This is a genomic window from Allorhizocola rhizosphaerae (assembly GCF_003426775.1).
GTDB lineage: Bacteria > Actinomycetota > Actinomycetes > Mycobacteriales > Micromonosporaceae > Allorhizocola > Allorhizocola rhizosphaerae.
Genome location: NZ_QJUG01000110.1, coordinates 13,799 through 27,654 on the forward strand (window position 1 = coordinate 13,799; position 13,856 = coordinate 27,654).

At 68.7% G+C, this 13,856-nt stretch carries 14 protein-coding genes; 6 read left to right on the forward strand and 8 right to left on the reverse strand.

Annotation, left to right across the window (positions count from 1 at the left end; all coding sequences use genetic code 11):
• The first annotated feature begins 35 nt into the window (after positions 1-35).
• Positions 36-536: a SigE family RNA polymerase sigma factor gene (locus DM816_RS23235; protein ID WP_117212478.1), complete on the forward strand. Its 501-nt coding sequence runs from the start codon at positions 36-38 to the stop codon at positions 534-536.
• Positions 529-1,695 carry a hypothetical protein gene (locus DM816_RS23240; protein WP_162907742.1) on the forward strand — a complete coding sequence of 389 codons (1,167 nt, stop codon included), beginning with the start codon at positions 529-531 and terminating at the stop codon, positions 1,693-1,695. The genes DM816_RS23235 and DM816_RS23240 overlap by 8 nt, the downstream gene beginning before the upstream one ends.
• On the opposite strand, the gene DM816_RS23245 is transcribed toward DM816_RS23240, so the two are convergent.
• Complete coding sequence (locus DM816_RS23245; RefSeq protein ID WP_162907743.1) at positions 1,684-2,310, reverse strand: 4'-phosphopantetheinyl transferase family protein; 627 nt, start codon at positions 2,308-2,310, stop codon at positions 1,684-1,686. The genes DM816_RS23240 and DM816_RS23245 overlap by 12 nt on opposite strands.
• A gap of 27 nt (positions 2,311-2,337) precedes the next feature.
• Between DM816_RS23245 and DM816_RS23250 the strand changes: the two genes are divergently transcribed.
• On the forward strand, positions 2,338-3,153 hold the full coding sequence (locus DM816_RS23250) for a Sir2 family NAD-dependent protein deacetylase (RefSeq protein ID WP_117212483.1): 816 nt from the start codon (positions 2,338-2,340) through the stop codon (positions 3,151-3,153).
• A gap of 53 nt (positions 3,154-3,206) precedes the next feature.
• Here the strand turns inward: DM816_RS23250 and DM816_RS23255 are convergent, their stop codons facing one another.
• On the reverse strand, positions 3,207-4,568 hold the full coding sequence (locus DM816_RS23255; protein ID WP_117212485.1) for a permease prefix domain 1-containing protein: 1,362 nt from the start codon (positions 4,566-4,568) through the stop codon (positions 3,207-3,209).
• Position 4,569: 1 nt separating this feature from the next.
• On the reverse strand, positions 4,570-4,923 hold the full coding sequence (locus DM816_RS23260) for a PadR family transcriptional regulator (RefSeq protein ID WP_117212487.1): 354 nt from the start codon (positions 4,921-4,923) through the stop codon (positions 4,570-4,572).
• A gap of 81 nt (positions 4,924-5,004) precedes the next feature.
• On the opposite strand from DM816_RS23260, the gene DM816_RS23265 reads away from it, so the two are divergent.
• On the forward strand, positions 5,005-5,910 hold the full coding sequence (locus tag DM816_RS23265; protein WP_162907744.1) for a GNAT family N-acetyltransferase: 906 nt from the start codon (positions 5,005-5,007) through the stop codon (positions 5,908-5,910).
• On the opposite strand, the gene cobA is transcribed toward DM816_RS23265, so the two are convergent.
• On the reverse strand, positions 5,860-7,074 hold the full coding sequence (gene cobA, locus DM816_RS23270) for a uroporphyrinogen-III C-methyltransferase (protein ID WP_246002153.1): 1,215 nt from the start codon (positions 7,072-7,074) through the stop codon (positions 5,860-5,862). The genes DM816_RS23265 and cobA overlap by 51 nt on opposite strands.
• 61 nt (positions 7,075-7,135) lie before the next feature.
• Entirely contained in the window at positions 7,136-8,182 is a 1,047-nt protein-coding gene (gene cobT / locus DM816_RS23275) for a nicotinate-nucleotide--dimethylbenzimidazole phosphoribosyltransferase (protein WP_117212493.1), read from the reverse strand.
• A 112-nt stretch (positions 8,183-8,294) separates the two neighbouring features.
• Here cobT and DM816_RS23280 point away from each other — a divergent pair, with 112 nt between their 5' ends.
• Positions 8,295-10,568 (forward strand): transglycosylase domain-containing protein, encoded by a 2,274-nt coding sequence (locus DM816_RS23280; RefSeq protein WP_425455265.1) that lies wholly within the window; start codon positions 8,295-8,297, stop codon positions 10,566-10,568.
• Here the strand turns inward: DM816_RS23280 and DM816_RS23285 are convergent.
• On the reverse strand, positions 10,543-11,112 hold the full coding sequence (locus tag DM816_RS23285) for a GNAT family N-acetyltransferase (RefSeq protein ID WP_117212497.1): 570 nt from the start codon (positions 11,110-11,112) through the stop codon (positions 10,543-10,545). The two genes, DM816_RS23280 and DM816_RS23285, sit on opposite strands and share 26 nt — an antisense overlap.
• Before the next feature lie 118 nt (positions 11,113-11,230).
• Here DM816_RS23285 and DM816_RS23290 point away from each other — a divergent pair, with 118 nt between their 5' ends.
• Positions 11,231-12,037, forward strand: a complete 807-nt coding sequence (locus DM816_RS23290) for an SURF1 family cytochrome oxidase biogenesis protein (RefSeq protein ID WP_246002155.1) — start codon at positions 11,231-11,233, stop codon at positions 12,035-12,037.
• Here DM816_RS23290 and DM816_RS23295 read toward each other — a convergent pair.
• Together DM816_RS23295 and DM816_RS23300 are read right to left on the reverse strand one after the other, a co-directional pair.
• A complete protein-coding gene (locus tag DM816_RS23295) occupies positions 11,972-13,324 on the reverse strand; it encodes a dipeptidase (RefSeq protein ID WP_117212505.1) in 1,353 nt (450 codons plus the stop codon). The genes DM816_RS23290 and DM816_RS23295 overlap by 66 nt on opposite strands.
• Positions 13,321-13,856, reverse strand: a 536-nt coding sequence (locus DM816_RS23300) for a uridine kinase family protein (RefSeq protein ID WP_342768744.1), incomplete at its 5' end; no start/stop codon positions are given. The genes DM816_RS23295 and DM816_RS23300, both read right to left, overlap by 4 nt.

Below are 13,856 nucleotides of genomic sequence, written 5' to 3' on the forward strand. Positions count from 1 at the left end.
CCTCCCGCGTGTATAAGGGCCGACGGAGGTGACCGATGACGGATCAGTCGTTCGAGGAGTTCGTGGCGGCCAGCATGCCGACGCTGAGCCGCTACGCGCACGCCCTGACCGGCGTCCCCGACCGGGCCGACGACCTGTTGCAGGACACCTACGTCTCGGTGGCCAGATCGTGGTCGCGGGTCGACGCGCAGGCCAGCCCGCTTGCCTACGCGCGCAAGGCGATGCTCAACACCTATCTGAACATGTGGCGGGCCCTGCGCCGGGGCGGCTACACGGTGCCCTACGACGATGATGACGAGGGCCGCGCTGCGCGCGACGATTACGGCCGCGTCGACGAGCGCGACGTGATCAGCCGCGCGCTGCGCCGCCTGCCGCGCGACCAGCGGGCCGTGCTGGTGCTCGGCTTCCTCGACGACCTGTCCGACGAACAGATCGCGGCCGTGCTCGACCGCCGGCCCGCCACCGTGCGATCTCTGCGCCATCGGGCGCTGCAGACCCTGCGCAAGCGCCACTGTCTGGAGGCTTCCTATGTCTGACGTGGAAGAACTGGTCGGCGCGGAGATCAGGCGGCTGGCCGGCCGTCCCCAGCCGGCCGAGGTGGCCGATATGGTACGGCGCGTGCGCCATGCCCGCCGGCGGGCCGGCATGGTGACGGCCAGCGTGGCCGCGCTGCTGGTCGTGCTTGCGAGCACGGCCGTCGTGGCGGCGCTTCGGCGCGACCCGACACCCGCGCCACCGGCCGACACCTATCCGTCCGGGCTGACCGTGACCCGGCCGACAGACGCGTACTTCATCGACGCCGACCATGGCTTCGCCCTGGCGTGCCGGTGCGTCGAGCAGGCGCGCGAGACCTGGCTCGCGTCCACTTCGGATGGTGGGCAAAGCTGGCAGGCCCGCCAGGTACCCGGACAGGATTGGCATGACCGGCTCGAACTGCGGGTGTTCGACCGCAACCGGGTCGCGATCACATCGATCGATCGGGGTTCGGGATCGGACCGGGTCTGGTTCACCCCCGACCGGGGCCACACATGGCACCCTCGATCGTCCATTCCGGAGGGTCGCGTCGCCCAGGTACCGCTGCTGGCGCAGGCGGCCCTGCGCCCATCGGGCAGCAGGCCGTTCGACGTCATCGTATACCGGCCGGACGGCACGTCGGCCCTGCTCGAAAACGTTCCGGGCCAGCTGGCCGGATCGGAGAACCGCAACGTCAGGGCGGCGACCGACGGCAGCCTGTGGATCTCGGGCAACGCGACCATCCACGTCAGCCGGGACCGCGGCCGGACGTGGGCGCAGGTGCCCACGCCGCAATACGAGGGTTCGCCGTTGGAGCTGGAGACCATCGACGGACGTCATGTCTACGTGGTGGATCGCTTTGGCCCCAATGGGTATCGGATATGGCGCCTCGGGGACGGCGGGACGTATTGGGAGCATCTCCGGTTGCCGTTGACGCCGGCCGACTCCACGGCCGTCGTGTCCTATGCGACGCCCGACGGCGGCCTCATGATCGGTGATTTCCGTAACGGCGTCGAGTACCGCCTCGCACCCGGCGCCCGGAGTTTCGACCCGGCCCGGCCGGGGCTGGCGCACGGGTTCCTGGGCGGGCGCTATTGGCGCAGCGCGGACGATCCGCATGAGGGAAACCCGCCGTACCATCACTCCGCCGACGGGCAGCAGTGGACCGAGCTACGCCTTTAGCAGGGCCGCGCCGTCCAGCTCGGTGACGCTGACGGGATCGCTGGACAGGACGGTCAGCGCGGCCGCATAGCCGGGGCCGGGGTCGAGGTCGTGCATGTTGTATTCCGACTCCGGCAGCACGGTCAGGCTCGACATCGGGGTCCGCAGGCCCGCGCCGGTCGCCTTGAGCAACGACTCCTTGCGCGTCCACGCCCGGTAGAACACGGCCAGCGGGTCGGGCAGCACCTCAAGCTCCTTGGCGGAGAACACATAGCGCAGCAGGAGCTTGAGGTCCTTGTCGGACACCATTTCCACGTCGACGCCGAGCTCGCCCTGCTCGCTGAGCGCGACCGCGATCAGATCGCCGGAGTGGGAGACCGAGGCATGCAACCCGGCGCCCACGACGCGGGGCTTGCCGTGGGGCTTGCCGCAGTCGATGCACGCCCGGTCGATCTCGGGCCGGTGCCCCAGCCACTGCTCGACGGCCAGGCGCAGCAGCGCATTGGCCGCCACGAACCGGTCGCGGTCCTCCCGGCGGCGATAGGCGTCGGCCCGCTCCCGCTCGCCGGGCGTGAGCAGCTCGTCGTGCCACGGGCTCGCATGCTTGGGGGACGCCCACCACACCGTCACGGACATGGCGACCACTCTAATTACTATTGACCGGTGACGTTGCAGACGCTGGCCGAGCTGGTCGCGGGCGGTGGCGTGGCCGTGCTCAGCGGGGCGGGGCTGTCCACCGAGTCGGGCATACCCGACTACCGCGGGCCCAACGCGCGCAAGGTCACGCCCATGACCTACCAGGCGTTCGTGGGTGATCCGTTGGCGCGCAGGCGCTATTGGGCGCGCAGCTACGTCGGCTGGCGCACCATCGGCACCGCCCGGCCCAACGCGGGCCATCGTGCGGTCCGGCAGCTGCAAGACAGCGGGCTGGTCGAGGGCGTCATCACGCAAAACGTCGACGGGCTGCACGGCTCGGCCGGGGTGATCGAGCTGCACGGCAACCTCGCCCGCGTGATCTGCCTCGACTGCGGTGACGTGAGCCGGCGGGAGGCGCTCGACCAGCGGCTGCGCGAGGCCAACGCGGACTTCGATGCCCTGCCCGGTGTCATCAACCCGGACGGCGACGTCACGCTCGCGGATGAAGAGGTCGAGCGGTTCCGCATGGTCGGGTGCGTGGTCTGCAAGGGCACGCTCAAGCCGGATGTGGTGTTCTTCGGCGAGACCGTGCCGCGCGAACGGGTGCAGGCGAGCTTCGGGCTCGTGGAGCGGTCGCGGCTGTTGCTCGTGCTGGGCTCCTCGCTGCACGTGATGTCGGGCCGGCGTTTCGTGCTGCGCGCGGCCAAGCTCGGCATCCCCGTGGCGATCGTCAACCAGGGCCCGACCAGGGGCGACCACTGCGCCTCGCTCATCATCGACGCCCAGCTCGGCACCATTCTCCCGCAGCTGGTCCGTGCACCGACGTTAGCGTTGGCGAGTTAGCCGGACCGGCAGCGCATCAGGCACGTCAAGACCAATCTCGCGGGCGACGACGGTCACATGTAGCCGAAAATCGGCGGGAACAGCAACACGACCACCCACGCCCACCCGGCATACACGGCCAGATAGCCGGTCTGCCAACGCTCCAGCGGCGCGAACGGCCGGCGGTTGCGCACGAACTCGCTGAGCAGGAACGTGGTCCAGGCGAGGTTGGCCAGCAGGATGACGTTTTCGCCCAGCGCCGCCGCCTTGTTGGGCGTGGTGCCCCACTCCGAGATCCGCCCGGTGATCACGCCCAGCACAAGCGCATCGATGATCAGCGCGCTGAACACGAGCGCCAGCTGGAGCCAGTCGAAGGCGCCGGGCCGGGCCAGCGGATCGCGCGCCGAGATGGAGTACAGCACCAGCCCGAGCACGACCACGAGCAACAGGTCGAACAGGATGAGCACCTCGCGGTCGGTGTTGATGAGGTTTCCGGTCCACAGCAGCGCGCCGAGGAAGGCCAGCAGCGCGACCGCGAACAGCGGGGTGAACACGCGGGTCAGCACCGGCGCCATGTTTTCGATGACGCTCTGCTTGGCCTCCACGAGCCAGGCCGCGACCACGACCGCCGCCAGCGCTCCGCACGGCATCACCCACGATGCCATGAACTCTTCGATGTCGAGCCCGATGGCCCCGAACACACCGAACGTGATGCCGGTGAGCACGCCACCGCCGAGCGCGATCAGCACGTAGTAAACGAACCACTCTCCGGTGAACCGGATGAAGTCCATGCGCCTGCGCCCGGATCGCCAGTCGCCGCCCACATAGGCGACGCCCATCGCGAGCCACAGCGCCAGCGGCAGGTGGATCGCCGTCAGCACCATGCTTTGCGACGTGTCCTTGAGCGGGTAGACGTTGGCGGCGACCGCGCCGAGCACAAACAGCGCAGCCACAACCCCCGCAAAAACAGCGCTGAGCCTGCGCCGGATGGCGAAATACGCAGCCAGCGGCACGAGCGCGAACAGGCTGATGTTGCGTTGGTAGAAACCGGCGCCCTCATCGAAGCCCAGGCCGAACAGCTCCGGGAGCTTGATGCCGATCGCCGCGAGAGCCGCGCAGCCCACCATGACGAGCAGGTCCATGCGGGAGGCGCGGTGCGAGTGCGCTTGACCGTCGCCGGAGAGGACCAGCTGTTTCCACAACCGGTCGGAGTGCACGCGCGCGAACTCCCGGGACAGATCGTCGAGGCTGCCCATGCGCTTGACCGCCACCAGGAACGCCTCGTCCGGGCGCAGCCCGGAATCGGTCAGGTCGGCTACGGTACTGCGTAGATGGTCTTCAAGCTCTTCGACATCGGTCTCGTTGACGGCACGGCGGCGGCGCATGTAGCCACGCCATTCGGCGATCTGGTTTTCCAGCTGCTCGTCGAGGCTCACGTCAGGCCTCCCGCGGCGAGAGGTGACCCGTCGCGTGCCAGACGCCCTTGAGCGCGCTGACCACCGCGTCCCACTGGCGGCGCTGCTCGGCCAGCTCGGCCCGGCCCTGCTCGGTGATGCGGTAGTACTTGCGGCGGCGGCCGCCGGGCGGACCGTCCCATGTGGACTCGACGTGGCCGAGCCGTTCGAGCCGGTGCAGCAACGGATAGAGCAGGCCGTCCGTCCACTCCAGAGCGCCGCCGGACAACTCGTTGACCTCTTTGATTATCGCGTAGCCATAGTTGTCGCCCTGGGCGAGGATGCCCAGGACGAGCGGCGTCGCCGACGCCGCGACGAGATCCTTCGTCACATGCATGCGCCATCACTCCCTAGCAGTACTATACATAGTACTGCTAGGTATCACTAAATCGCTTGCCGTGTCTGTTAGACAGGTTTCGTGACCGATATCAGGCCAGCCGTGATCGAAGACATCGAGGGTATGGATGTCGTCCGGCGCGCGCTCTTCCCATGGTTCAGCGCCAGCATCGAGACCCAGCGCAACTGGTTCCGCACGCTGCCCGCTGCCGCCCGCGCGCAGCGGCTGGTCGCGGTCGTCGATGGCGTGGTGGTGGCGACCGCGGTGAGCATGCTCAACCACCACGCCGCCGAGCCCGGCCAGGGCACCGTGCAAATCCAGGTGCATCCCGACCACCACGGCCGGGGCATCGCCACAAAGCTGCACGATCTGGCCGAGGAGCACCTGCGGGCGATCGAAGCCGTGCGGGCGCAGGGGTTCGCCCTCGACAACCCGGCCTCCGTGGGCTGGGCCAAGCGGCAAAGCTACGAGGTCGGCGCGAATGAGCGATGGTCGGTGGTCGATCCGGCGAGCCTGCCGCCCGTCCCGGTCATCCCCTCGGGCGTCGAGATCGTGCGCGCGGCCGAGGCCGGGCCGGAGGCGTGCCATGAGATCGATGCTGTGGCCTTTCTGGACGAGCCGGGGGATGTGCAGATGGGCGTCATCCCGTTTGACGAGTGGATGGACCGGTTCTGGCACTCGCCCGACTTCGACCGCGAGGTGAGCATGGTCGCGTTGGTCGACGGCAAGCCCGCGGCCCTCACGATGGTCGAGGTCAACCGGGCGACCGGGCGGGCCATGTCCACCGGCACGGCCACGCTGCGCGAATATCGCGGCATGGGCCTGGCCAAGCTGCTCAAGTCGGTGTCGCTGCGGCGAGCGGCCGAGGCGGGAGTGGTTGCGGCCTTCACGTGCAACGACTACAGCAACGCGCCGATGCTCGCGATCAACGACTGGCTAGGCTACCGCGTCATCGGCGGCACCCGATCGGTGCTCAAGCACCTCTGACACCTGTCCAATCACGACTACCGCCGGGGGCTTCACGCCCTCGGCCAGTGATGGCAGCTGTTCGAGCGTGCCTTTGAGGACCCGTTCGTGCCGGGTCGTGCCCTCCATGACGATCGCGGCGGGTGTGCCCGGGTCACGGCCGAAGCGCTGCAACGTTTCCACGATTTTGGGCAGCTGCTTGAGCCCCATCAGGATGACGAGCGTGCCTCGCATGCGCGCGAGTGCTTGCCAGTCAACGAGCGACGTCGGGTCGTCGGGTGCGACATGTCCACTCAGGACGGTGAACTCGTGCGCGACCCCGCGATGGGTCACGGGGATTCCGGCCACACCCGGGACCCCGATCGCGCTCGTGACACCGGGCACGACGAGCACCGGCACATCATTTTCCAGGCATGCCAGCACCTCTTCGCCGCCCCGGCCGAACACGAACGGGTCGCCGCCCTTGAGGCGCACCACGAACTTTCCGGCCCGCGCGCGGTCGACGAGAACGCGGTTGATCTCGTCTTGTGCGGCCGCCTGGCCGTACGGAAGCTTGGCCACGTCGATGAGCTCGACCTCCGGGCGCAGCTCGTCGAGCAGGAGCCCCGGCACGAGCCGGTCCATCACCACCACATCGGCGGCCGCGAGCAGGCGGCGGCCCTTGACCGTGATGAGCTCGGGATCGCCAGGCCCGCCGCCGACGAGCGCGACGGTGCCACCGTGCTTTTCAAAAGCCGTGGGCGTTTCCGACAGCACGTGCGAAATCTGGTCGCGCACGGCCACCGCGCGCTTCGGATCGCCGCCCGCCAGCACGGCCACCGTCACCGGACCGTGCCGCGTGACGGCGGGGGTCCAGGCGCTGGCCGCGTGCCGGTCGTCGGCGCGGATGCAGAAGATGCGGCGCTGCTCGCACAGGCGCGAAATCTCTTGAGCCGCCGTGGGATCGTCGACCGCGACCTGTACCAGCCAAACATCTTCCAGGTCTTCGGGTTGAAAAACCCGCTCCCTCCACTCCAGACGGTCGGCGAGCCCTCGCAACGTCCCGGTGACGGAAGGGGAAACCAGCCGCACCCGCGCGCCCGCGGACAGGAGGGCCGGAATGCGCCGCGTGGCAACGGATCCCCCGCCGACGACAAGCACGCGCCGACCGTCCAAACGCAACGCGACGGGATAAAGCTCACTCAATGCGTCCCTCCACTTCGCTCCGCGGCGCATGCCCGCTGATTCACTCGGGGCAAGCCCTCGTTCATGCTTCCGAGACTCCGGCACTGTCGAATGTGGCCATTTCATGCAGTACCCGGGCGGCGGCCGCGACGAGGGGATAGGCGAGCACCGCGCCCGTGCCCTCGCCCAGGCGCATGCCGAGTTCGAGCAGGGGAGCGAGGTCGAGCTTGCCGAGGGCCACGGTCGCGCCCGGCTCGACGGACCGGTGGCCTGCGATGAGAGCCTCCCGGCAGGGTGGGGCGAGGGCCACCGCGGCCAGTGCGGCTGCCATCGAGATGACTCCATCCAACAATATGGGTACCCGGCGGGCCGCCCCGCCGATGATGAAGCCCGCCAGTGCGGCATGTTCCAGCCCGCCGACCGCCGACAGCACGCCGATCGGGTCGGCCGGGTCGGGCGCGTGCAGCGCGAGCGCGCTCTTGATGACACCTATCTTGCGGACGTGCGTGGCCGCGTCGATGCCCGTGCCGTAGCCCGTCACGACCCCCGGGTCGCGCTCGGTGAACACGGAGATGAGCGCCGCCGAGGCCGTGGTGTTGGCGATCCCCATGTCGCCGGTGAGCAGGATGCGCGCGCCCGAGTCGACCATCTGGTTGGCGACCGTGATGCCCGCCTCGATCGCCTGGATCGCCTCGTCGCGGGTGAGCGCCGGTTCGACGGTCATGTCCCGCGTGCCGTGGCGGATCTTCGCGAGCACCAGCCCGCTCGCCGGTTCGAACTCGGCGAGCGTGCCCACGTCCACGACCGTCACCGAGACGCCCGCCTGGCGGGCGAACGCGTTCACCGCCGCGCCCCCGGCGAGGAAGTTGCCGACCATCTGCGCGGTGACCTCCTGCGGCCATGGGGTCACGCCCTGCGCGTGCACGCCATGGTCACCGGCGAAGATCGCAAGCGAGGCGGGGGTCAGCAGCGGGGGCGGGCAGGCGCCCGTGATGCCCGCGAGCCGCACCGACAGGTCCTCCAGTTCGCCCAGTGAGCCGGCGGGTTTGGTGAGCCGGGCCTGCCGCTGCCGCGCGTCGGACATGGCGGCGGCGTCGGGCGCCGGGATGCTCTCGATAGTCGCACTCATAAGCACACGCACACTCCATCATGTCGCGGGTCGGGTTCCCGACATGGGGCTCGGGCCGCGCGTCGCATAAGAGGTATATACGTTTTTGTCCTACCTTTATGGAATGAAGCTGATGCGCCGACCTCGGGGAATCGTGTCCAACCAGGGGAAGCTGCGCCCGATCGTGCGCATCGGCCTGATCACGGGGTTGCTGGCGGCGCTCGTCGCGTACCCGGTCGTCGCCGTCGGCGGGCTCGGCTTGAAGGCGGGCTCGGACATGTACCAGGCCCTGCCCCGCGAGCTGAACACCGAGCCGCCGGCGCAAACGTCGTACGCGTACGCGTCGGACGGCACGACGTTGATGGCCATGTTCTACGACGAGTACCGCAAGTACACCCCGATCAGTGAGGTGGCCGAGCCCATGCGGCAGGCCATCGTCGCAAGTGAGGACGCGCGCTTCTACGACCATCGCGGCGTGGACGCGAAGGGTATAGCGCGGGCGTTCGTGGCCAACCAGACCGCGGGCAAGGTGTCGCAGGGCGCGTCCACCCTGACCATGCAGTACGTGCGGATGAAGCTGCGCGACGGGGCCGGCACGCCGGGGGAGGTGCTCGCCGCGACCGAGCAGACGACGGGGCGCAAGCTGCGCGAGATGCGGCTGGCCGTGCTCGTGGAGCAGGAGCTGAGCAAGACCGAGATTCTGGAGCGGTACCTGAACGTGGCCTACTTCGGCCATCGCGCCTATGGGATTTTCGCTGCGGCGCACATCTTCTTCTCGAAGCTTCCGTCGGAGCTGACGCTCGCCGAGTCGGCGTTGCTGGCCGGGCTGGTGAAAGCGCCGTCGGCGTATGACCCGGCCGGGATGGATCCCACGGGCGCGCTGGAACGGCGCAATTACGTGATCGACCGCATGCGCGAACTCGGCGACATCACGCCCGAGGTCGCGGCCGCCACCATGGCCGAGCCGATCGCGCTGCGGGTCACCGAGCCGCCCAATGACTGCGTGTCCATTGCGGACGAGGTCAACGACTGGGGATTCTTCTGCGACTTCTTGAAGAACTGGTGGATCCAGCAGGCCGCGTTCGGGGCGGGACCGGCGGAGCGGCTCGACAGGCTACGCCGCGGCGGGTACAGGATAATCACTTCTTTGGATCCTGAAATCCAGCGGATCGCGCTGGATCACGTGACGAAGCGGGAGCGGATCGGCAGCTCCTATGCGTTGGGCCAGGTTTTCGTGCAGCCGGGCACGGGCCGGGTCAGGGCGATGGCGGTCAATCGGGTCTACTCGCTGGACAAGAGCCGCAACGGGCAGCACACGGCCGGATATGACCGGCCCGGCAACTACCCCAACACGGTCAACCCGTTGCTCGGGGGCGGCGACATGGCCGGTTACCAGGCGGGCTCGACATTCAAAATCTTCACGATGCTGGCGGCGCTCGACGCGGGCATGCCGATGAATACATGGATTTACTCGCCGGGTCGGCTCAAGTCGATCTATCCCGCGGGGTGGGGAGAGCCCGCGAGTTGCGCCGGGCGTTGGTGTCCGAGCAACGCGAGCGGCTCGATGACGGGCAACCATGCGATGTGGTCGGGGTTCGGCAAGTCGGTGAATACCTACTTCGTGCAGCTGGAGCAGCGGGTCGGGGCCGACGCGGCGGTGCGGATGGCCGAGCGGCTCGGGTTGCGCTGGCGCACTGATATCGACAAGCTCCAGGCCTCGCCGGAGAAGGCGGCCGGGTGGGGCGCGTTCACGCTGGGCGTTGCCGACACGACCCCGCTGGAGATGGCCAACGCGTATGCGACGGTTGCGGCGGAAGGAAAATACTGCGAGGCGCTGCCGGTCATGGAGATTACGGGCCCTGACGGAGCTCCCGCTCAGTTTGGGGGAGTCCCGGTTGCGGCGCCGAGGTGCACGCAGGCCGTGTCGCAAGACGTGGCGCGGGCGGCGGCCGACGCGGCGCGGTGCGTGACGGGATACGGTGCGGCGGCGTCCGGGTGCGGCGGGTGGTCCACGGCGCCGCAGGTTTACGGCATGGTCAAGCGGCCAGTGGCCGGTAAGACGGGCACGACGGACAACAACCGTGCGGCATGGTTCATCGGATTCACACCGGAGCTCGTCGGGGCCTCCTTCATGGCCGATCCGGACAACCCGTTCCACGGGGTGGGCGGGGGCAACGCCTGGAAACCGATTGAGGCGGTGAGCTACACGCTGCGGGACGCGTTGAAGGACCAGCCGGTCACGCACTTCACCGCGCCGGAGGGCGAGATCGTGGGCAAGGCGCCGCCACCCCCGCCGCCTAAGCCCCTGCCGGCCGAATCGTCGCCGGCTCTTTCTTCGAACGACCCGCCCGCCGGGGCTCCCGCGCCCGCCGGTGGGTTGGCTAGCGAAGATCCGCCGCCACCATAGACCACACTTCGAGGTCCACACGGCCACCGTGGACGGTGCCCGCGTTGCGCAGCAGCCCCTCGTAGGTGAAGCCGGCCTTCTCCGTCACGCGTCGGGAAGCGATGTTGCCCGGCGCGACACGCACCTCGACCCGCTGGAAGCCGTGTTCGAGCACGAGTGCGAGCGTGATCGCGTCAACCGCCTCGGCTGCCACACCGAAACCGCGCGCGTCCGCCGCCACCGCGTAGGACAGCTCGGTGACGCGGCTCGACCAGTCGGTGCGCCGCGTCCACAGGCAGCCCACAAGCCGGTTGTCTTCGCGGCGCACGATGCCGTAGTGGTCGCCGTCGCCTGCGTCGCGGCGCTCGGTGGCCATCTCGGTGCACCACACCTTGCCCTCGATCTGCCCGAACTCCTGCGGGAACGGCAGCCAGCGCTGGGTTTGCTTGTCGGCGAAGATCTGGGCCACCGGGTCGGCGTCGTCGGCGTTGAGCTGGCGGACATCGAGCCTAGGTGTCTGGACGGTCAGCACAGGAAACCTGCGCACCGAGACATAGCCGGACATGTGTCTCCCTTGTATGAGGGGCAACCGGGGCTCAACTTACCGCGTGAAGGCGATCGCGGGCTGAAGAAGCGTTTGGGGAAGTCTGAGTGATAGAAGTCACACTCGTAGACTGGGCGTCGTGTCTCTGCTGCTAACCCGCCGCTGGCTCGGCCTTCTCTGCCTCACGGTGATCGCCGCCGGTGTCATGGTCATGCTCGGGCGGTGGCAGTGGGGGCGGTACGAGGAACGCAGCGCGATCAACGCGCGGATCGATGCGAGCCAGTCCGCGGCGCCGGTGGCTTATTCGCCCGCCGTGCCCGAGTGGACGCGGGTGACGCTGTCCGGGCAGTACGACGGGAACCTCGAGATCCTCGTGCGCAACCGGACCGTGCAGGGGCGGGTCGGGTTCGAAGTCCTGACGCCGCTTGTGCTTGAGGACGGTTCGGCCGTGCTGGTGGACCGGGGGTGGGTGCCGCCGCACCCGAACGGCCCGACCGCTGATCCCGAGGTGCCGCCCGCGCCCGGCGGGCTGGTCACGTTGACCGGGCGGGTGCGGGCGTCCGAATCCGGTGCCCGCGTGCAGTTGATCAACGGGAGTTGGCAGGCGCGGCGGGTTGGCGTGGGTGAGATCGCGAGCAAGCTGCCGTACCGGGTGGCGCCGACGTATGTTCTCGCGGACGACGAGTACACCGAGCTGGTGCCGATCCCGTCGTCGCGCGAGAACGACTGGCTGAACCTGGGCTACGCCATCCAGTGGTGGATCTTCGCGGCCGGTTCGTTCTTCGCGCTGTACTGGCTGGCGCGCCGGGAGCTACGCCAGGCTGACGTTTCGCAGGAGCAGCGCCTCGACGAGCCTGCCTCAAGGGCGCCCGCGAAGGCGTCAGGCCAGGCTGACGTTTCGCAGGAGCAGCGCCTCGGCGAGACACACGCGGGCGAACTCACCTAGGTGCAGGCTCTCGTTGGGCCCGTGCGCCTTCGCGTTCGGGTCCTCGACGCCCGTCACCAGGATCGACGCCTCCGGGAACATGTCCTGGAACGTGGCGATGAACGGAATCGATCCACCCACACCGATCTCGACCGCGTCCGTGCCGTCCCACGCCTCCTTGAACGCCGCCCGTGCCGCATCGAAGTACTTGCCGGTCGTGTCGATCACGCACGCGTTGCCGTCGTGCTCGAACTCGAAACTGATCTTCGCGCCCCAGGGCACGTGCTTGGCGAGGTGGGCCTTGAGTGCTTCGTAAGCCGACTTCGGGTCGTCGCCGGGCGCGAGCCGCAGGCTCAGCTTCGCCTTCGCCTTGGGCACGATCGCGTTGGGCGCCTCGCTGGTCTTGGGCGCGTCGATTGCCAGCACCGACAGCGCGGGCTTGGTCCAGATCCGGTCCACCAGCCGGCCGGAACCGATGAGCTCGACACCATCCAGAACCCCGCCTTCGGCACGGAACCGATCCTCCGGGTAGTCCAGCGGCGAGGCGGGCCGGCTCACGAGCCCCTCGACAGCCACATTGCCCTGGTCGTCGTGCAGCGTGGCGATCACCCTGCTCAGCACCATCAGCGCATCGGGCACCGCGCCGCCATACATTCCACTGTGGACGGCCGACTCCAGCACCTCGACCGTGAAGAACGAGTTGACGATCCCCCGCAGCGACGTGGTCAGCGCCGGCACCCCGATGTCCCAGTTTCCTGAGTCGGCAATCACAATCACGTCGGCGGCGAGCTCCTCGCGATGCTTGGCCAGCAGCGCCTCCAGCGACGCGGAGCCGAACTCCTCCTCGCCCTCGATGAACAGGACCACACCCACCGGCAGCCGGTCGCCGAACGCCCGCAGCGCCGCGATGTGCGCCATCACGCCCGCCTTGTCGTCGGCCGCGCCCCGCCCATACAGCCGGCCGTCGCGCTCGGTCGGCTCGAACGGCTCGGACACCCACTGCCGCAGGTCGCCCGTCGGCTGCACGTCGTGATGCGCATACATCAGCACGGTCGGCGCCCCCTGCGGTGCGGGCTTGCGGCCGATCACCGCCGGGTGCCCGTCGCCGATCCGGCTGATCTGCACCTCCAGCCCTTCCCGCCGCAGCAGCTCGGCAACCGCCTCCGCGGACCGCTCCAGCGGTGTGAAATCGAAGCCGTCAAATGCAATTCCGGGGATGCGGACCAGAGCCTCCAAATCCGCCCGGACTCCGGGCAGCTCACGAGCGACAGCGGCACGCAACTCATCAACACTGAGGGTCGTCGTCATGAGGACGATCCTATGACCACGTCCGCGCACCATGCCGTGCCGTCCGCCGCGAAGTGCAACGCCTCTCGTCGGCGCCACTCGCTGAGCTCCTCCTGCATCGCCAGCCCATCGCGTGCCATCGATCTCGCCAGCCGCACCGCCTCCGGCGCGTCCACAAACACCGTCACGCTCGCCATCACCCTTCCGCGCGCCCGTGCCGCCCCAACCCCTTCCACAATCAGGACATCACCGGCTTCGACGGTCACCCATTCGGCGAATTCCTTTTCCACCCAATCATATTTCTGGTACCTCGCTTCGCTCCCGCTGCGAATTGGTTGCAGCACAAGCCTTTCGAGTCGATCCCAGTAGGTAAACTGGTCTCCCCAGCCATCCAGCAGGTCATCGGTGTGCACCACTTCCGCACCTACCGCAGGCGCGAGCCGCCCGGCGAACACCGTCTTCCCCGCCCCGCTGGGCCCATCGATGAGCACCAGCTTCGTCCGCCCCAACCGCGCCGCCCGCCGCCCCAACACCTCCACCACCCGCTCCACCG